The following is a 19607-nucleotide window of genomic DNA, read 5'->3' as shown; positions in this document are numbered from 1 at the left end:
CTATTCTTAGCGCTTCAAAAATAATATATTGTATGTAACTAGTCAACTTGAGGAATCTTAAGCCTGGATACGGAGGCCGCCATGTCATGGATTGAAGAGAAACCGGAAATAGCCCGAAGGATCCTGGGCCTGTTGTATGAGAACCGGATGATCAGAACGTTTTACAGGGATAAACCGGATGGATGGACGCTTATATCCGGCCTTTACAGTCCTCTTTACATACAGCTTCGTCCATTAATTTCTTATCCTGAAGTCTTTGCAGAAGTCTGTGGAGCCATGGCTAAAATGGCTATGTACGAGGCTCCTGAGGTTAAACGGTTCATTGGCATAGCCATGGCGGGGGTTCCCATAGTGGCTGGTATGAGCCTTGCCGGAAAGATGCCGGGAGGTTTTACACGAAAGATTGAAGGGGTCAAATCTGTAGAAGATTTTAGGGAGACCATAACGCAATATGGTGAACATACTCTCGTGGAAGGAGAGATCCACGAGGGGGACACCCTAGCTTTGGTAGATGACCTTGTCACAAGGTTTGATAGTAAACTGGTAGCCTTTGAACAAATCAAGCATGAGATAAGGACGCGAGGCTTGAAGGACGTATCTTGCAGGAAAGCTCTGGTGCTCATAGACCGTGAACAGGGGGCGACTCAAGCCGCTGAATCGGCAGGGTTCAGTATCGTGAGTCTTATACCTTTCAAGAGCATGGGTCTGGATCTTCTGAAAGGAATTTTGAATCCGGCGGAATGGGAGATAATTCGGGATTATCTTGCCGATCCGGTTTCGTTTCAGGACAGACTGGCACAGGAGCAGGTAGCTCTTATGAGTTTCAGGAAGTAGCTGTTGGAGCGGGAATTTTTCTCTTGACCTCCCGGAGCTAGTTGTTTAATATTTGGGATTATAGTGATTATTCCCCATGGAGTTCTCTCCGAAACACCATATAGGTGAGCCAAAGTATCGGCTGATTAGCGTGGCTTCACTGAAACGAAGGGATTTGATACTTCCATCCATAATATCCATCAATATTAAAATTCATAGATAAAGTTTCCACGCTTGTCCTCCATCTCTGGTGAACAAGTAGGCACGTTTTACAACTCAAAACGTTCATAGACGTCTAAACTGATGTTGGGATATAGTAATCACATTGTTCCTGAAGGTCCCAGCATGATTTGATAGTCTTAGATTCGTCTGTAGTGTTTTTTATTGAACGAAAGGAGCTTCTTAGAATGCCGGGAGTTTATGTTAAGGAAGACGAACCCTTTGAAAATGCTTTGAGAAGATTTAAGAAACAGGTCCAGAAATCTGGCGTCCTGACCGAGACCAAAAAACGTCGCGCATACGAAAAGCCCAGCGTGAAGAAGAAAAGAAAAGCTATGGCGGCTAGAAAGCGACTTCTAAAGAAACTCAGAAGAATGCGAACAAGGTAGTGAAAGGGACCATTTCTGCAGTCCCAAGAAAATATAAGGCCTGAATCAAAATTGATTCAGGCCGTTTCTTCCTTTTGTGATCATATACGGAAGTCTTGAATCTACTCAAACTTATTGAAAAATACGAAATTCGGCGTCCTTTGGTCGGTATTTTTTATTCCCTGGCGCTGTGCTGGGTGGTATCGGCATGGTATCAAGGGGATTTTTCCTTCAGCCGCTTGGGAACATTAGGATTTGGTGCTGCTGTTTTTTCCGGATTGCTGGGAATTCTGTTGTTTCTAGTCTCAGTTCTTGAGCTTGTAACCTATTTGATTTACGTGCCTTTTTCCGGTAGAAACGTTGACGTTTTGTCCCAGGTGCACGGAGAACTTCTCTTACACCCCCTCACATCAGCGATTTTGCTACTGACTTTTACTGTGACCATGTTGACCAGTTCATGGTTGGTTTGGGTGATTTGGGTAGCCCTGTTCACTGTATTCATAGCGCAAACATATCTTATATTGCATCATCTCGATTCAGAGGTTGATCCGCCTAATCCGACGCATGCTCAAAAGTCTGGAATCATTTTTCGACTTCTAGGGCTCATCCTTGGAGCTGAAGTGATCACCATGTCAGCCGGCGCCAAGCCTTTGTCACCCTGGAAAGCTCATAAATTGCCTCAAGATACATGGATTGTAGATGTAAGAACCAGGGCTGAGTTCCAATGGAACAGATTAAATGGAGCGGAAAATTATCCGTGGGGGCTCGGGCTTTATGACGCGGCGTCAGGTCATCCTAAAGATCGCCCTGTTTTGGTAATGTGCTTTTCAGGGCACAGATCACCATTGGTTACTGTGATGTTACGACGCATGGGCTTTGAGACGGTGTATAACTTGCACTGGGGATTGCTCTACTACATGTTGCTAAGTAGGGGAACAACCCGACAGGGTCCCTTTGGCTTGACACGATCGAGTCGAGACACTAGCGGTAGGGGCAAAGACTATAAAGCCATATCAGTCGGGTATGTGATCACAGAGTTTCTCATGTTGGTGTTGGCCCCTATCGAAAAGTGGTATATGGTCCGTGACGTTTCGGATCCTCAAAGGTGGATCGGGGCAATACTGGGTATTGGTGGTTTTTTTGCCGCTTATCTGGCGTATAGGGAACTGGGAAGAAATTTCAGAGTATTTGCAGCGCCTCGTCGCAGTGGAACCTTGATTAAATCAGGAATTTATTCTCGAGTTAGGCATCCTATGTACACAGCGGTTATATTCGCTTTTCTAGGTTACGTAATCTATTGGGGAAGCAGGTGGTGTTTTCCTCTTTGGGTGACCATGACAGCTCTTTATGCGCTAAAAGCCTGGAAAGAGGAGGGGGGCCTACAGGTACGTTATCCAGACTACCAGGAATACAAGAGTCGGACTTGGAAATTTTTTCCTTACATCTATTGAGCCGGCGATGGTTTTATCCAAGGGCGCCAATTTTTTCAGTCCTCACTCTTTTTCTGATTTGAGAACTGTAAGCGGATATTTCCTCGACATTCAGATCTGTCACCTGCCGAATCATCAGGTATTCCAAACCGGCCAATCCGCTCGAAATGAATGTTGTAGCTACCCATTCGATGGGAAGGGCATTGGCGGCGGTGATGGCTAACATCGACTCTTTTACTGCCCAATGATTGCCATTGAATGAAACGGCAAGGCCGCCTCCGGCTTTTACCAATCGAAAAGCCTCAACATCTGTTATACTATCTCCTACATAGACGACGTTCTCAACGCTCGAATCCTCGCTCTCCACGATAAAACGGACTGCTTCGGCCTTTTCATGGCCTCCAACGGGGTTAACCGATTCCACGAGACTATAAATGCTGAGGTTTGTGGCTTCTTTCAAAAAAAAACTATCAAGCTTTTTTACCACTTCCAAATCGTCCTCAGATAAATCTTCCGGTGTTTTAGCCTCTTGAGGAAGACTCAGGTCAGGCAAATCCAGGATTTTTCTGTGCGCTTCTTTGATCGCTGTTTTTTCGGAAGTGGGGAGATGAAACTCATCAAGGCTAACATCGGTTGAAAAGGTATATTGCATCGGAAACCCAATTACATCGCAGACTCCCTCAACGTATGGGGTATAGCTAGTGCTCACAATGTAGCTTGGCGCCATTGCGTGAATCTTCTCGAGCGCCCTGTCTGCGAAAGGAATCATCTCAATGTTTCGGCGTGAGAATTTCCGCATACTTCTGTCATCAACGCCAAAGGCTTTGAGAAAGGGCAGAATAAGTTTCAGGGTATCACCAGCCTTATAGCCCTCTTTACGGGCTATTTCCGCCAAATAATCATCATAAAGACTTATCTTCCGGAAAAACGTTGTCCCTTCAGGGATGAAAGCTTCAGCCAGTTCCGCCGCGTTATCATTTTTTGTTATAGGCCCTTCACAATCGGTAATAAAAATTCTTCGTGGCCTTTGTGTCATCTTAAACTCCTGGATGTGGGATTCGAGCGACGGCAATTCATTCGGGAGACCTTTAAGAACAAAAGCTCCTATTTCTATTTGCCAAGAAATTTCCGAGGTATTTGCGATCAGGGTAAGCTTCTCGTCCATAAGACTCAAGGCTTTTTGAGGCTGATTGAGCAGCTAATTCCAGGCATTCGGAAATGGGCAAAGACAAGATCATGCCGGCTAAAAAACCCGCGGCTACGACGTCTCCCGCCCCCGTTCTGTCAATTACCCGAATTGGTGGAACCGCCTCCTGAAACCAATCGTCGTTCGATTGGACTGCTCTAATCCCTTTTGGTCCCATTTTCAGGACAATTGTTTGAACTCCGATTGACAATAATCTCGACATCGATTCTTCAACTCTATTCAAGCCAGTCAACATGAATAACTCTTCGTAAGTCACGAATAGGACCTGGCTTCGAGCCAGAATCAACTTGAGAGGCTCTATCCCGAGGCGGCAATAGATGACCCCTGGGTCAAAACTAAGTTGATTCCTTTCGGAGAGATTCTCCGAAAGAATTCTCTGGGCGTCAAGAGGGCCTGAGGAAACAAACGATGTTAGATGAACCCAATCCGTATCGATGAAATAGTTCCTGTCCAACAAGGAAGCAGTCACAGAATCGTTTGCGTTTGGGGTGATGACTAGGGCCCTGTCCCTGGAACTGTCAATGGGATCAATAAGCGCCAGGCACCTGCCGGATGGACAATCCGAATGTTTGATGTGTAAGTGATCCTTCAACCCCAGTTCCTCAAGATCAATTTTATCATGAAAATCGGCGCCGACCGCGCCAAAAAAACCAGTAGTAAAGCCCATTCGATTGAGAGCGGCGATAGTGTTTGCCGCAGAGCCGCCTGGCCCAACCGCTTTCAAGGTTCCAAGTCGCTCCAATATGGGATAATACCGATTGAACCACTCGACCTCCCTGACTATTTCCTCCCCTGGGGAAATTCCTATGAGTTGGAAGAATTCTGAGGGCGCTTCCCAAAATTCGTCAATATTGATTGAACCAAACCCAACACAGTGAAAATTCAAAGGCCAAAACCTCATCAAAAAAATCAATTACCAAAACAGTCGCTTAATGATTGGTCCATGGTCTTTCCTAGCATGGTGTATTCTTTCATGAAGCATGTCAAAGAAGCTGCCACGACTTCCTGTCCGAAGAAAGAATAATGATCAGCGAAAACATTTTTCCCCGTCGCCTTTTGGGCTCTAGCTAGAGGTCCCACCAAGTTGGCGAAATTAATGTGGAATTGATTACAATATTTCTGTACGCGGTTGACTGATCTGGATATATCCCAGGTCATTGTTTCATGCGGCCCGCCCATCGCTCTAAGCGCCGCCAGTGTTCCTTCCGGGTCCAAAGCGTAACGCACCTCAATTTCTGAACCTACATACATTAAAACAAATACCGCGCCACGAGACTCACAATAATCTCTCGAAGTCTTCACATAATTCATGGTTCTAGACCACGCATTCTCAACCACTGGGAGTTCTGTTCCTGACCACTGTAATAATTCCGGCGACATTTTTATTCTGTTTCTGGCGATATCTTCGATACGTTTTTTCATGAAAGCCAAGGCAAAAAAGCCGTGATGAGCTAGTTGCCTCACGACGGGAGTGACACTTCCTCCGGCTGCGACTAGTTCCCCCTTTAATTCGGGGTCATCATCACAAAAATCGTTTCCACAAAGAGCCATGATTACTAAATTTGGCTCGTATTTCATCCCTTGAGTTCTGAGAACGTCAAAGTTGGATTTCTGGCCGAAGCCAGAATTTCCCAATGCTATCAACTGATATTTTCTAAAGTTGGTTCCTGTTTCCAATTCATTGAGAGCTGATTCCGTGAGCTTGTGAAAGGTCGATTCGAGAGGCGCCTGCACAGATTCAACATAAGAGTCACCGATCAAGACCACTCTATAAACCTTTGAGGGTTTGCTTATGGGGTATTCGTGGTCAAAATAGCCGGTCTTGTTCCACCTTATACGGTTTAAATATCTTGTTTTTCGGTTAGGATCGTATCCAAAATAGACAAATGTCCCACCTGGTTTATGCCACGTCAGTTTCTCGTTAAGAATGTCTTTAACCTGTTTAGTGTTTCCCTGTTTATCCCTGGAATAGTCAAAAACCATGTCGGGCTGGAAATCTTTAAAATCGTCTCTAATCGAGTTAGTTTTTGTGAAGTCCGATACTTGGGAATAATCCTGGGGCAATAGAAACGGAAAAGCTGTCTCTAATAGAAGAATTGAAATTACCACGGTGATCACCATCACAGAGCCTAATCTAAGCCGAGTGGTGAGTGTATCATTCTGAAAAATTCTTTTGGAACCCACAAAGATTGCCAGATTGGCGCATACGATAATGAATAGATTCACAAATCCGTTGTTAAAATTGTTGTATAGGATGAAAAAACCTGCCCAAGATGAAACAATCGGAAATCCGTAGCCGATGAACCATAAAAAAAAACGGACTAGTCTGGGCTGGTTGTGCAATTTGTTGAAAAACCCGTTCGACGATGAACTTGTGATAGTTCAGGTTCTTTCAAATTATAGGGGCACTGTCAACAAATACCTTTAGAAATCAACTCAGACAAGCTCCCGAGTTACTCTAGCAATTCTTTATATATAGGTCGTGGAATACCTGGTATATGACCAGACATGGCACAGGTTGGTCTAGATTATGTGGAGAAGTAGGTGTCATTTGTGGTTTTCTTGGCTAAGCGCGGTTTACAGGGCCTTGACAACAACCCTCAGACTTTGCTTCCCGCAACAAATATTGCTGTCTAAAGTTTTGCCGTCAGGTTGGAATCGTTTTAATGTGGTTAGTTGAAGCGAGGATTGCAGCTCTTAGGAACTGTTAGGAATTGTTATTCCAACAATTTCATGGTATTATAGGCAACATTAAATTGCGCTATGTTATTCCGCGCTCTTATCTTCAACATCTACGAAGGGGATCGGAAATGCGCTTCCGGAAACTATACGCTGTTTCGATCGTATATATATGTCTCTTAATTATGCCGCAAGATGGTTGGTGTTCAAACGCTCAGGATTATTTCCGGGATGGATACGTCGCGTCAATGAAAAGAGAATGGGATGTGGCGATTGATTTCTTCAACAAGTCAATCCATCTAAACCCGGACAACCCAGTAGTTTACGTACAAAGGGCGTCTGCTTTCCAAATGCTGGACAAACCTGACGACGCAATTCGGGATTATGAAACAGCCTTAAAGCTTAGACCGGATTATTATCTTGCCATGGAATACTTGGGTACCTTATATGAAGCAAAAAACCAATATTCCAGGGCGGTTGAGATCTACAATCGCGCTTTGCCTTTAGTTCGTGATCCGAAATGGCGATCAGTAATTCAATGGAAAATTTCTGAGGTCAAGAAGAAGGCCACAAACGCTAGAGTGGACCAGAGTAATAGGGTCCCTAGATAAGAATCCACTATTTTATCTAAGAGCGTCTACAATCTTTAGTCCTGCGGCTCGCCAGGCCGGCGCAAAGCCACCAAGCAACCCCATAGCGATAGCGAAAGAAATACTTTTTACGGTTATCTCAGGTGTAAGTCTGAAACTGAACGCTATCTCCGAAAAGGTTTCCCAATTCAAGGTCGAAATGGTGAAAAACTGGAGTCCTGAGCTGGAAAGAATTCCAATAAGGCCACCCAAGAATCCCAAAAATAGTGACTCAGAGAGAAAAGCCAGCAAAATATTTACCCGACTAAATCCTATGGCCCGAAGAGTTCCAATTTCACGTGTCCTGTTGGCTACCGCAGCGTACATTGTGACCATGGCCCCTAAAATAGCTCCCAAACTGAAGAAGAGGGTCATAGCGAAGCCAAGTAGTTTTATAAATTTGGACATCATTTCCGACTGTTCTTTATAAAACGCTATCTCACGTTTTACCTGCGCGCTAAGCCTGGGATCACTCTCGATCCGCTTTTTCAGTTTCATAAAGTTTCCTTGCCCTGGAACCTTCATGATCACCGCTGAGTAACTATTACGTCGGAAAGCCGCCATGAGCTGGTCGGCCTCAGCCCAAACTTCACTGTCAAACGCCGTATTTCCTGCGTTGAAGATTCCCACAACCTTCCAGCCTACCATCGCAAATTTGAGGTTGTCTCCCAGCGCAGCGCTCTTGATACTATTGGCAATGTTTTGTCCGACCATCACTTCATGAGTTCCGGGATTTGGGACTCGTCCAGAAACAATCTTTATCTGGGACCTAAGCTCCATGGAATGCGTTCCAGTTCCACGGACCACAACATTTGTGGGATTTCCGGTTCCCCTCTTGGGCAAGGTCACGAGTACCAGTGTTTCTTTCGCTGCCACAGGATCACCTCGTGAATCATAAATAACCTCTGGCTGGGATGTCACTACGTCTGCCTGTGCGCGCTCTATGGAGCTTGAAACTTCCGTTTCCGCCCCTCCCCTGAGGACAATGACATTTTCAGGGGATCCGGTGTCAACAAGAGTTTGTTCCAAGCCGGAAGCGAGCATCATGACCGCCGAAAAAACAAAAGTTACAAGCGCCATCCCGCCCGCTGTTAACAGGGTAGTGATTTTACGATTATAGAGATTCCGTATACTGTAATAAATAGGGATCGCCAATTCGGCGCGCCTCCGTCTAAACAGTCGCTCCGATGGCAGGTTTCTCGATGGGATGAGCCCGCATAGTCAGCATGATTGTTTCAGTTGTTGTAATTTGTGATCCCTGAGTACCCAAATAGCCTGTCTGAAGTCTATGGAAAATCATTAGGTGGTCCCATCGTCCGCGGCGAGAAACATAGCTAGACTCCGAACCACCCAATGCGTAAACACCCAAGGAACTCTGTACCGACAAGAATTCCTACAATTTTTCAACTATCATAGCATGGCCCATGCCACCACCCACACACAGTGTAGCGAGCCCTAACTTGGCGTCAGGCCTTTTCTTAAGCTGATACAGCAACGTGGTCAATATCCTGGCTCCGGAAGCTCCAATCGGATGACCTAACGCTATAGCCCCGCCACTCAGATTTACTTTGCTCATATCAAAATTGAGGTCTTTCGCCACTGCGAGCGCCTGAGCCGCAAAGGCTTCGTTAGCCTCTATAATGTCGATGTCTTCAATTTTAAGTCCAGCCTTGGCAAGGGCTTTGCGTGTAGACGGAATTGGGCCGGTACCCATAATTTTGGGGTCGACCCCGGCTGAAGCGTAAGCCACAACCCTCGCGATAGGCTTGAAACCTTCTTTCTCGGCGCGATCCTTCGACATTACCAATATAGCGGCCGCTCCATCGTTAATTCCTGAGGCGTTTCCCGCTGTTACCGATCCGTCTTTCTTGAACGCTGGTTTCAACTTGCTCAGGCCTTCCTTGGTTGTTCCAAGCCTCGGGTGTTCATCTGTATCAAAAATTTTTGGGTCACCCTTCTTTTGAGGTATAACAACCGGAACTATTTCGTCTTTAAAACGCCCTTCCTTAATAGCTTGTTCCGCCAGGTTCTGGCTTCTTAGCCCTAAATCATCCTGTTGTTCCCTGGAAATGTTGAATTGCTCCGCTACGTTTTCAGCGGTCATGCCCATGTGGTAATTGTTGAATATCTCCCATAGGCCGTCGTGGATCATCAAATCAACCAATGGGCTATTGTTCATTCTTGCGCCCCATCGAGCGGCGCCTAAAGCGTACGGCGCCGCTGACATGTTTTCTGTTCCACCGGCCATAATGACTTCAGCGTCCCCGGCCTTGATCACCTGGGAAGCCAGTGAAACCGATCTAAGACCTGAAGCGCAAACCTTGTTGATCGTCATGGCCGGAACTTCTATCGGTAAACCTGATTTAATAACTATCTGTCGCGCTACGTTTTGGCCTTGTCCGGCCTGCAGCACACATCCAAAAATTAGCTCGTCGACTATGGCAGGATCCAGATTGTTCCTCTTGATGATCTCCTTGACCACGATGGTTCCAAGTTCAACGGCGGGAACACCTTTGATTGCGCCCCCGAAAGATCCGACAGGGGTTCGGATCGCGTCCACAATAACAACTTCTTTCATACAATTGTCCTCCGAAAAGTTAACTATTCAGCATCCGGCGGAAGCAACGATTCCGGGATATGAATCTTTTTTTGTCTGTAATAGCGAATTGCCCCAGGATGTAAAGGAACTGCCAGTCCTGAAAGGGCGTTTTCCAAAGAAACACTTTTAAACGCAGGGTGGAACTTGGCAAGCTGTTCGATGTTTTCGAACAGGCTCCTGACCAAATCGTAAATAACCTCTGGGTCCAAAGATGATGATGTGGCAAGGATGGTATTTTGGCCAATCGTATTTATCTGTTTTTCCTGTCCGGGGTACACATCCGGAGGAATGACATATCGAAAACATGTTACCCAACCGTTGTCCCTTGCGGCCTTTATGTCCATGTCTGTGATCTCGATAAAATTGAACAGTTCAGGGTCCGGTTGCAGAAGATTGGTCACAAGCGCAGATGGAACGGCGGACGTGAAGTCAGCCGCCTGCACAGCGCCTGTTCGTAATCCTTCGATTGCGGAAATGTTGTTCATGAATTTAAGCTTGATTGTCTGTTTCTTCAAGTTTCGCAACAGCAGTTCCGTGGTAAACCTGTTACCGCTTTCCGGCAAACCGGTCGCTACTGTTAACCCTTCGAGGTCCTCAAGGCCCGATGTCTTTTTTTTGTCGGCCCTGATCAGCAAATGAACTGCCTCAGACCATAAATTAGCGATACTTCGAAGCTCTAGAACAGCTTTTCCCTTGTAGGATCCAGAACCCTTGCACGCCATCATGGAGGATAGGTCGTCGGCCAAAATCAAGTCTGCGTCTTGAATTCTTATAGCTTCTATGTTTTCTCTGGCGCCTTCCGATATTGCCGCGGAAACTCGAATGCCGACATTTTTCAGCTTTGTAGTCCATAGGGAAGCCATGGCAAGCCCGAGATGATGATACGATCCACCAGGCATTCCTGTTCCCATCAATAATGAAATTCTAGCGCCGGCGGTTGGAACGTCGGCTGCAAGGCATCCGTGAGTAGAGACCGTCATCAGACTCACGCACGAAAGAAGCAGGGATATCAGTAGTGAATAAGACTTTTTCAGGGTAGCCTCAGAAAACCAAAAATGTCTATCGAAAGCGAATGGCAATTGAATTGAGCGATCCTAAACAGGGCGTTAACCGAGCATCGCCATCTTTCGAGATTCTTCCCAATTCTAAGTTAAAAACATCACTTTGGAAAGACGGATTTTCCATTAAAGACCGGATTAGAGTCTTGTACGAATGATGGTCCTCATTGATCGCGATAAAAAGAGAAATTTGTTGACAGTAGGCGCCTTCTTAGAGAATATTTAACGTTGACGTTAAGGTGATATTAAAAATCATTGTCATGAAAAAAACAGAAAGCAAAAATACAACCTATTCCATTTCCGAACTCGCCTCTGAATTTGAAATTAGCCCGCGATCTATTCGTTTCTATGAAGAAAAGGGTTTGATTTCCCCAAAACGAACCCGTGGCAACCAACGCATTTATGACAAACGCGATCGAGCGCGATTAAAGTTAATTGTGCGCGGTAAGAGATTCGGCTATTCACTGGAGGAAATAGCCGAAATGATTGGTATGACCGACACGAACATAGATGAAATAACCCAGATTGAACGGTCCCTGAAATATGGGGAGATAAAACTTCGGGAGATTGGGAGCCGGATCAAGGATCTTGAGTTATTGGAACAGGACATCCTCAGCGTGAAAAAGAAGCTCGTCCAAAGATTACGAGAACTCAGCGAAAAGGAAGGGTGAACGCTTATGAACATTACGCAGATTATGGATATCAACGCCAAGAAATTTGGGTCTCAGGACTGCCTAAGAGCAGGAGGGAGAAGTTGGACTTTCCTGGAAACCAAGGAGCAGGCTGAACGGGTGGCCGCGTTCCTCCAGGGCATGGGAATAAAGAAGGGCGACAAGGTGGCCATAATGAGCCAGAACACGCCCGCTTTTGTTTTCACTTTTTATGGAATACTCAAGGCTGGGGGCGCTGTGACGCCTATCAACCACAAACTCGCAGCCCCGGAAGTTGACTATATAATCAACCACAGTGAGTCAAAGATATTCTTTTTTGATGGATCTCTTGCAGAATTGGCTCGAAAAATTCCCGGCTCGATCAGAAAAATCAGTATGGATAGCCCTTCGGAGGGATTTGAGCAGTTGGAGGAATTGCTTTCTAACGCGCCGTCTTTCGATCCTGTAACCATTTCAGATTCGGACATAGCGGAGATACTGTACACAAGCGGTACTACCGGTAAGCCCAAAGGGTGCCTGCATACTCATCGCGGGGTTGTAATGGCCGGGATCACTGGGGCGATGGCTATGAAACTCGATGAGACGGATCGAATGCTAATGGCTATGCCTATCTGGCACTCATCTCCGTTGAACAACTGGTTTATGGGCATTCAGTATGTTGGGGGCGTAACCGTTCTGATAAGGGAATATCATCCTCTACATTTCTTACAGGCAGCGCAACAGGAAAAATGCACAGTGTATTTCGGAGCGCCAATATCATACATCCTACCGATTCAGATGATCCCCCAATTTAAAGAGTTTGACCTGTCCTCAATGCGCTGCTGGATTTATGGCGGTGGCCCTATGGCTCCTGATACTGCTCGTATGGTCATACAGTCGTACAGATCAGAGAACTTCTACCAGGTTTATGGAATGACTGAAGCAGGTCCGACGGGAACTACACTTTTCCCGAGAGATCAGGTCCGCAAGGCCGGTTCCATTGGGAACAGGGCCCTTCCAGGCGCTGATTTGAAGGTTGTCCGCACGGACGGCAAGGACGCCCAAGCGGGAGATATTGGAGAAATATGGCTCCAGGCCGATAGCATGATGCAGGGTTATTACAAAAATCCGGAAGCTACAAAATCCGTGTTTGAAGGACGGTGGTACAAAACTGGAGACTTGGTCCGAGTAGATGAAGATGGTTACATGTACATCGTTGACAGGTTGAAAGACATGATTGTGACTGGCGGTGAGAATGTATACTCCAAAGAGGTTGAAGACGCTATCGCCGGACTTCCAGGGGTCATGGAAGCTGCTGTCATTGGAAAACCTCATCCGGACTGGGGAGAAACGGTTGTGAGTTTCATCGTTCCCAAAAAAGGCGAGATGATTGATCCAGAAAGCCTCGGACGAGCCCTGTCCGAAAAACTGGCGAGATATAAAATTCCCAGAGAATTCAATATAGTTGAGGAGCTACCACACACTGCGAGCGGGAAAGTGATGAAATTTACCCTGAGAGACCTGGGCGAACACAAATAGATCGAGCTTTTGGAATATAGAATATTTGCTTTCTGAGAAAGGTTGAAACGATAAAATGTTCGAGTTCTTGTTGAATGAGAAACAGAAGAAAATACGCGACGAAGCGCGAGACCTTGTGAAATGGGTTCCTCGGCAGATGATATTGGATATGGACGCCGACAAGATTAAATTCCCAAAGGAATTTCTGAAAGAAGCAGGAAAACGAAATCTCTTTGGGTGCCGGTATCCGTCGCAGTGGGGTGGCCGTGACATGGACTGGGTCTCTACTGCGACGGTCATGGAAGAAATTGGGACTCTCGGATACATCTTTGCGTGCGTCTTTGGAGTCGGCGCAGAACTTGTGTGTGACGCAATAGTTTTGCACGGTTCCGACAGGCTAAAAGAGAAATATGTCAAGCCGTTGATGCGGGGCGAGATTTTTGCCGCCGAATGCCTCACTGAGCCTCGAGGGGGTTCGGATTTCTTTGGAACGACCTCAGTAGCTGAAGACAAAGGAGACTATTTCCTGTTAAACGGGCAAAAAAGGTTCATCGTGGGCGCTGAAGGCGCAGATTATTTTTTAGTTTACGCGAAGACGGATCCGAATGCTGAGCCTCATAAAGCCCTAACCTGTCTAGTTGTTGACAGAGGCCCAGGGGTTGATGTGAAATATCTTTATGACCTAATGGGCTGCAGAGGTGGTGGCGCAGGACGCATTGTCTTTAGAGATGTCAAGGTTCCAAAAGACAACGTAGTTGGAAAAATAAACGGCGCATATGCGGTTTTTAACACAATGATGGTTCCTGAAAGGCTGGGGACCGCCGCCATGACAATAGGGGCAGCCAGGCCCGCCCTGGAAATAGCCACTAGGTATTCTACCAGAAGAAAGGCTTTTGGAAAGACGATAAATGAGTTCCAGGGTGTCAGTTTTCAGATCGCTGAAGCGTCAATGTTGCTGGATGTATGCAGGTCGCTTGTTTTTACAACCTGCAAGGCTGTGGATGCCGGAGAAAAACCTAACCTGATCCGGAAGATGGTTTCAGAGACCAAGAAATTTGTGACCGAATCCTGCCAGAAGGTCTCTCATATCGCGATGCAGGTCGTCGGAGGAATCGGGTACACTAATGTTTATCCGATTGAACGGACATTCCGTGATCTTAGGCTGGCTTCAATATGGACCGGCACGAATGAAGTCATGTCTGTTATTGTCGCCAATGAATATTACAAGGAATTGCTCAAAACCAAGGAGGAAATCAGGGACTACGAAGCGGATTCGGAGGCTGCCGAAGCCGCTGATGAGAAAATTTACGAGTAGAGGTCTCTTACAAAAACCAATTAGAAATGTTGTTGGAATGTAATAGACATTGAAGAATCTAGCGCTTGAACCATTTAAGAAAATAGTTTCAGGAACTTACCATCGCTGGCGGGAGGCAAATTCTCATAGCTACGAAAGATTAGCGAGGAAAAACTTGAAGAGAGGTCTTTTAAGAATGGGACTCAGTTCAAATCCAGTCAAAGAATTTGCCTCAAGCCAATTTTTGCCAGAGTCTTCTCTTGATACCCTAAACGCCTGTGCCTTAATAAGCGAAGCTCACATTGTTGATGTAACACATTTACTGATTATAGGGAGGAGCGATATGACTCGAAAAGAAGCAACAGATGCTATTTAAAAACAAAAAGGGAAAAACTGCTTACATGGGAAGCTATCGCTTCAATAGTCGGTGGCCATACGGTGTGGGTAGCCTCAGTCTTATTAGGGCAAAACAGCATGAGTCCTGATCAGGCTGCAAAGGTGGCCTCTGTTTTAGGACTTACAGATATAACTTTTCAAAATAGATGATATACAGAAACTGCTTAACTCATTGTTATGCATAAATAAAAATCCTTTACTCCGTTCAACAGGAGGTTGCTTTGCGAGAAGCAAAAAATATTCAGCAGAAAGAAACTGTGGATCTTCTAAACAAATGTTGGATGACTCACGATGGCATGTGGTTTTTTCATTGTCTGCAACAATTTGGAATTGATACGACAAACAAGCTCAACAAATCAGCGATAAAGTCGCTTTCTTCAATCGAAATTGCAAGAGTGAAAAAAGCGTTGGATTGCATTACGCCTATTGAAGATTTTGATGAATTTAAAGGTTTTTTTGAAGAAGCAGCTAACTTAATGATTCCTGATTTTATGAATGTACAATTTACTTATCCAGAGAAAAACAAAATGGCATGGGAGTTTAATCAAAACAAATGCTTTGCATACTCTGGTATTAAAAGGTTAGGCGTTATTGAACAGTATGAATGTGGTGTTCTTTACAGAATTAAATGCTGGCTTGATGCGCTTGGAATAGCGCATATGTTCATCCCCGAAATTGGCAAATGCCATATGCACGTTAATGGAATTTGTGCGGGAGAAATAAAGTTGTTTCTTTCCGTAAAAATGCATAACAATGCAAATTCAGGAGGACTCGCTACCGCTCGCCGCTGATTTGCAGCGTTCGACAATATGTAATCCTAATCTAGAATATTGGGCGGTCCGGAAATATTAAAAATACCTACAGTAAGCAAAAAGCGGTGGCTGGCCGGGCAGGTTATAGGAATCGGGTTGGACGATGTAGAAGATGGATATGGGGGTGGGGGCTATAAGATACCGTATGCGGATTTACCCCATGTCTCATATACTGGGACTCGCACGCTGTAAATCTCGACGGATTTTATGTGATGACTATGATGAAATGGTGTTAATAATTTTTGGACAAGCCTGTCCAAACGAGATGCGTCCTCAATATAAATCTAAAAACATTATAAAAGTCGATATGTTATGCCTCAATCAGAAATGGTAAATTCATTGTCCTGACCGTCCAGAGCATAATATAAAATTGAAAGGAGGTAGGCTGGGGAACCCCTAAACCGCTTCAGTGATTGAAAATACTTTTCATACTTTGAACAAAATAAACCATTTTGTCTAATGTTTTCAGGATAGAGTTGTTTTCTTACCGAAAAACACGGGCGTTATGCGTTTTCGAGTAAGGGCTTTGCATGCTCGATAAATTCCATTTTGCGACTTCCTACCCGCCCTTGCTTACCTATATGAATATCGCCGTAGAAATAACCGCCGCCTATCAGCCAGAACACCTAATCTGTATTGTACGCACTGACCCCTGTGTGGATAGCGACGCGAATAACCGCTTTGAACAATTGATAATCATCTGGTTTATCATGACAAAGACCGAGGGCTGTGAAAATATCACGAAGATGAACATCGGGCTTTGGAAAATTGATGTAACCCATTTCTTTCAGAAAATCACATGACAAAGCAAAACCAAAACCTTCAATTTCCCGACTAAGAAGCATGGGGAGGCTTGCACGTGCTCTATCGTCTCGGTCAAAAAAATCAACCCAATCAAAGAAGTCCGAAGCCGAAAAAAACTGCTCAATGAAGTTCGCGGCGGAAAGTATTGTTTGGCAATAGTGCGGCCAAATGCTGCGGGGGTGTTATTTTACCCCTCGGCTCAAGCCTTTCTACAATGTCGTTAAGAATAGATTCCCAATCGCACCCATATTTATCTATAACGGCTTATGAGTTAAACCCCTCCAATACAACGGACAATCTCTCTACACCCCCGATTGCCCGCCCAATAACACCGGATTTCATATTGGCGTTTTGTGCGGATTCAAGAATTCTTTGATAAATACCCTCTTTGGATATCGGCTTTGGGTTGAGCGCGAGAGGATTTAGATACTTTTCAACAAGGCTCGCCGTCATGCCCTCGATATTAGGAAATTCGAAATTGACATGTATTGGAAGCGGGCAGCCTATTTTGGGGGTATTTATTGGAGCAGCGTTAGCTGGGTATATTGTATGAAGTCATGTCTGTTATTGTCGCCAATGAATATTACAAGGAATTGCTCAAAACCAAGCAGGAAATCAGGGACTACGAAGCAGATTCGGAGGCTGCCGAAGCCGCTGATGAGAAAATCTACGAGTAGAGGTGTTCCGCATAGTCCCTCTCGAATGTATCATTTTCTGGTTGTAGTCTGATTGGGTCCGCCTCGTATGTGTGGCGCCTTTGGCGCCCCACATACGCGAAAGCGCTAAACATTACTGCTGCAGATAGTATCTGTCGTTTCTACAGGTTGGTGAGCCTGCTAGGGCAATGGATCAGGCGTCTTGAGCAAGTGGGGCGGAACCGAACACTAGGCCCATGACGAGGTATTGCAATCTTTTTTTACGCCTTTCACTTTGCGGAGACAAACAGGCTTATCGAAACCCTTGAGTTTGGCTTCAATTATTTGGCCTAGTTCCAGACAGTCTAATCGCTGATCATAAACAGAAGGGGCAAGGAGAATTTCATCAGCCCCTGCGAAGCTCTCAACACGAAACGCCATGTTGATTGGGCTACCTACCGCCCCATATTTTTTGCGTTTTTCAGATCCAAGGTTCCCGACCACAACTTCTCCACTGTTGATACCGATTCCCATTCGAAGTTCAGGTAGGTTAACGAGACTATTCTCCATGTTTAACTTTTTAAGAGCCTCTTGCATTTCCAGAGCGCAGATTACAGATACAAGCGCATGATCCGTGATTGTTTTGGGGGCCCCGAAGAAAACAAGAATTCCATCTCCCGTAAACTCGTCGATAGTACCACCGTGATGAAAAATGACATCGGTCATCCTCTCGAAGTACCGATTTAGTATCTCTATCACTTTGCGCGGTTCCAATGATTCAGCCAGCGCAGTAAATCCACGCAAGTCGCAAACAAGAATTGTGATATTTCTCAATTCACCGCCGAGTTTTACTCCCTCCGGTGACTGAAGTATTTCGGTGACGACCTCATCGCTCAAATATCTTCCGAAAGTCTCCCTGATGTAATCACGTTCTCTAAGACCTTCGACCATGTTGTTAAAGCCCTCTCCAACCACACCAATCTCATCATTCGAGACAACTTTTACTCTAACGTTGAGATCGCCCTGTCCTATCTTTTTCATGCTCGAACTGGTCTTCTGTAAAGGGTCTGAAACGCTACGAGCAAGAAATAATGATAATACAATTGCTAAAGCAACCGACAAACTGACTAGAAAACCAATTGCCAGAGGCATTTGCGAAAGGAAGTTTTCGATAGACTGATTACCGTTTTGGATCTCAGTGATCTGATGAAGGATAATGTGGCTGATTACTATCGGAGGCATTACTCCAATCATTATAGAAACCACAAGCAGTCTAGGTAGGGTGTTTATACGGGTTGACCTAGGGCGCGCGACCAAGGCCTCCTCAGGAAAAGCCACCTCTAGCGTGGTTCGAATCCACGATTCAGAAATGAAGTAACCGAGTGTGACAACCACTGGAGCGCACAGAAAAAAAGTCCAGGCCGAGATTTTCGTTGCAGAAGCTTGGTCCCAGGGACAGTAATCAGGAAAAACATGTGGGGCCACAATAAATACAAGGCCGGAAACGAGCCATACAACAAGATTGATCACCGAGAACTTGATAGGGGCGTTTAACAACTCTCCAGCCAACTCTGAAAGTTTGTCCCGTAGGTCAGATACCCTGCTGCGCTCACCCCCCAGCCTCTTGAATTTCCTTACGAGAGGCCAAAAAAACCGAAACCCCATCGGCAGACCGATTGCCGCAGCCATGGCAATCACTACAATTACAAAGATGGCTCTATCCTGCAAAGCCAACAAATTTCCTCCACCAATAAGGCCGGGCTGCAAACGTGTAAACCAAACAAATGTTATGGCGGCCCCCAAAATGTTGATGCAGATATTAATGATATTAATAGCCAGTAAACGGCGTGTTCCATACGATATATTGTCAGCGTCCATTGGTTAAGTGTCCTTTGACAGGGAATATAACAAATACCCAAAACAATGTCCGAGGAAACGTTGAGCTGTGACCATATCGGAAATTCGGCGGCGCGTGCAAAAGGTTACTCTGGCTTATGTCTTTCTGAACATCTTGGCTAAACATTGAAAACGATAAATTACGACGGAGTTTGATATGTCAATTGTTGTAAAAGGTAAGAGTAAGATGGTTGCCGTCTGTCGACCGCAGATAGGAGACTTCATCGGTCATCTGACGAACCATTAAGATTCCCAATCCACCGATGTGTCTTTTGGAAATATCGAGCGTGCGATCAGCGGGCAGGGCTTCTTCGAAGGGGTTGAACGGTTTACCATGATCTACTATTTCTATTCTCATTCCATCACGAGATGTTTCAGAATTACAATTGATATGAACTTCGCCACGTTCAGGACCATAGGCGTAAAGACATATATTCACGAAGACTTCCTCTACAACGACTTCAATCCTAATGATCAAGTCTTTTGAAAACCCGTGCGGCCTGGAGCATTCTCTTATAAATTCCAGAGCATGGCCCAAACGGTTAATCTCTGCTGGTATTTTGAGCGATTCCACTCTAGTAGCCACCATTGTTTAGGAGG

Annotated in this window: 17 protein-coding genes; 9 read left to right on the top strand and 8 right to left on the bottom strand. The window is 45.4% G+C overall.

Annotation, left to right across the window (positions count from 1 at the left end; genetic code table 11):
* Positions 1 to 81: 81 nt before the first annotated feature.
* The 3 genes from WC647_14220 (at position 82) to WC647_14210 (ending at position 2851) form a co-directional block, all read left to right on the top strand.
* A complete protein-coding gene (locus WC647_14220) occupies positions 82 to 834 on the top strand; it encodes a hypothetical protein (protein ID MFA6223462.1) in 753 nt (250 codons plus the stop codon).
* 386 nt (positions 835 to 1220) lie between these two features.
* On the top strand, positions 1221 to 1421 hold the full coding sequence (gene rpsU, locus WC647_14215; GenBank protein ID MFA6223461.1) for a 30S ribosomal protein S21: 201 nt from the start codon (positions 1221 to 1223) through the stop codon (positions 1419 to 1421).
* Between the two features lie 95 nt (positions 1422 to 1516).
* Positions 1517 to 2851: a methyltransferase gene (locus WC647_14210; protein MFA6223460.1), complete on the top strand. Its 1335-nt coding sequence runs from the start codon at positions 1517 to 1519 to the stop codon at positions 2849 to 2851.
* A 13-nt stretch (positions 2852 to 2864) separates the two neighbouring features.
* On the opposite strand, the gene WC647_14205 is transcribed toward WC647_14210, so the two are convergent.
* The 3 genes from WC647_14205 to WC647_14195 are packed head-to-tail and all read right to left on the bottom strand — an operon-like array spanning position 2865 to position 6263.
* Complete coding sequence (locus tag WC647_14205) at positions 2865 to 3866, bottom strand: hypothetical protein (protein MFA6223459.1); 1002 nt, start codon at positions 3864 to 3866, stop codon at positions 2865 to 2867.
* Between the two features lie 52 nt (positions 3867 to 3918).
* Entirely contained in the window at positions 3919 to 4923 is a 1005-nt protein-coding gene (locus WC647_14200) for a carbohydrate kinase family protein (GenBank protein ID MFA6223458.1), read from the bottom strand.
* 23 nt (positions 4924 to 4946) lie between these two features.
* A complete protein-coding gene (locus WC647_14195; GenBank protein MFA6223457.1) occupies positions 4947 to 6263 on the bottom strand; it encodes a hypothetical protein in 1317 nt (438 codons plus the stop codon).
* A 584-nt stretch (positions 6264 to 6847) separates the two neighbouring features.
* Here WC647_14195 and WC647_14190 point away from each other — a divergent pair.
* Positions 6848 to 7327: a tetratricopeptide repeat protein gene (locus WC647_14190; protein MFA6223456.1), complete on the top strand. Its 480-nt coding sequence runs from the start codon at positions 6848 to 6850 to the stop codon at positions 7325 to 7327.
* A 12-nt stretch (positions 7328 to 7339) separates the two neighbouring features.
* Here the strand turns inward: WC647_14190 and WC647_14185 are convergent, their stop codons facing one another.
* The 3 genes from WC647_14185 to WC647_14175 all read right to left on the bottom strand — a co-directional run bounded on the left by WC647_14185 (position 7340) and on the right by WC647_14175 (position 11023).
* Positions 7340 to 8500, bottom strand: a complete 1161-nt coding sequence (locus tag WC647_14185) for an FtsX-like permease family protein (protein MFA6223455.1) — start codon at positions 8498 to 8500, stop codon at positions 7340 to 7342.
* Between the two features lie 238 nt (positions 8501 to 8738).
* Positions 8739 to 9923 carry an acetyl-CoA C-acetyltransferase gene (locus WC647_14180; GenBank protein MFA6223454.1) on the bottom strand — a complete coding sequence of 395 codons (1185 nt, stop codon included), beginning with the start codon at positions 9921 to 9923 and terminating at the stop codon, positions 8739 to 8741.
* 23 nt (positions 9924 to 9946) lie between these two features.
* Complete coding sequence (locus WC647_14175) at positions 9947 to 11023, bottom strand: TAXI family TRAP transporter solute-binding subunit (protein ID MFA6223453.1); 1077 nt, start codon at positions 11021 to 11023, stop codon at positions 9947 to 9949.
* A gap of 239 nt (positions 11024 to 11262) precedes the next feature.
* Here WC647_14175 and WC647_14170 point away from each other — a divergent pair, with 239 nt between their 5' ends.
* The 5 genes from WC647_14170 (at position 11263) to WC647_14150 (ending at position 15651) form a co-directional block, all read left to right on the top strand.
* Positions 11263 to 11673, top strand: a complete 411-nt coding sequence (locus WC647_14170) for a MerR family DNA-binding transcriptional regulator (GenBank protein MFA6223452.1) — start codon at positions 11263 to 11265, stop codon at positions 11671 to 11673.
* A gap of 6 nt (positions 11674 to 11679) precedes the next feature.
* Positions 11680 to 13191, top strand: a complete 1512-nt coding sequence (locus tag WC647_14165) for an AMP-binding protein (protein ID MFA6223451.1) — start codon at positions 11680 to 11682, stop codon at positions 13189 to 13191.
* Between the two features lie 70 nt (positions 13192 to 13261).
* Entirely contained in the window at positions 13262 to 14485 is a 1224-nt protein-coding gene (locus WC647_14160) for an acyl-CoA dehydrogenase family protein (GenBank protein ID MFA6223450.1), read from the top strand.
* 49 nt (positions 14486 to 14534) lie between these two features.
* Positions 14535 to 14840, top strand: a complete 306-nt coding sequence (locus WC647_14155) for a hypothetical protein (GenBank protein MFA6223449.1) — start codon at positions 14535 to 14537, stop codon at positions 14838 to 14840.
* Between the two features lie 241 nt (positions 14841 to 15081).
* Positions 15082 to 15651, top strand: a complete 570-nt coding sequence (locus tag WC647_14150) for a DUF6125 family protein (protein ID MFA6223448.1) — start codon at positions 15082 to 15084, stop codon at positions 15649 to 15651.
* Positions 15652 to 17360: 1709 nt separating this feature from the next.
* Here WC647_14150 and WC647_14145 read toward each other — a convergent pair.
* Positions 17361 to 18989, bottom strand: a complete 1629-nt coding sequence (locus tag WC647_14145; GenBank protein MFA6223447.1) for an adenylate/guanylate cyclase domain-containing protein — start codon at positions 18987 to 18989, stop codon at positions 17361 to 17363.
* A 178-nt stretch (positions 18990 to 19167) separates the two neighbouring features.
* Positions 19168 to 19581, bottom strand: coding sequence for an ATP-binding protein (locus tag WC647_14140; protein MFA6223446.1), 414 nt, complete (start codon positions 19579 to 19581; stop codon positions 19168 to 19170).
* Positions 19582 to 19607 lie beyond the last annotated feature (26 nt).

The organism is Desulfomonilaceae bacterium, assembly GCA_041662605.1.
In the GTDB taxonomy this organism is placed as follows: Bacteria; Desulfobacterota; Desulfomonilia; order Desulfomonilales; family Desulfomonilaceae; genus CAJBEZ01.
Note: the sequence above shows the minus strand (reverse complement) of the source record. Positions and strands in the feature narration are given on the sequence as shown.

Coding starts and splice junctions, on each gene's coding strand:
- WC647_14220 (MFA6223462.1), top strand. CDS start 82: ATGTCATGGATTGAAGAGAAACCGGAAATAGCCCGAAGGATCCTGGGC.
- rpsU (MFA6223461.1), top strand. CDS start 1,221: ATGCCGGGAGTTTATGTTAAGGAAGACGAACCCTTTGAAAATGCTTTG.
- WC647_14205 (MFA6223459.1), bottom strand. CDS start 3,866: ATGACACAAAGGCCACGAAGAATTTTTATTACCGATTGTGAAGGGCCT.
- WC647_14190 (MFA6223456.1), top strand. CDS start 6,848: ATGCGCTTCCGGAAACTATACGCTGTTTCGATCGTATATATATGTCTC.
- WC647_14180 (MFA6223454.1), bottom strand. CDS start 9,923: ATGAAAGAAGTTGTTATTGTGGACGCGATCCGAACCCCTGTCGGATCT.
- WC647_14170 (MFA6223452.1), top strand. CDS start 11,263: ATGAAAAAAACAGAAAGCAAAAATACAACCTATTCCATTTCCGAACTC.
- WC647_14165 (MFA6223451.1), top strand. CDS start 11,680: ATGAACATTACGCAGATTATGGATATCAACGCCAAGAAATTTGGGTCT.
- WC647_14145 (MFA6223447.1), bottom strand. CDS start 18,989: ATGGACGCTGACAATATATCGTATGGAACACGCCGTTTACTGGCTATT.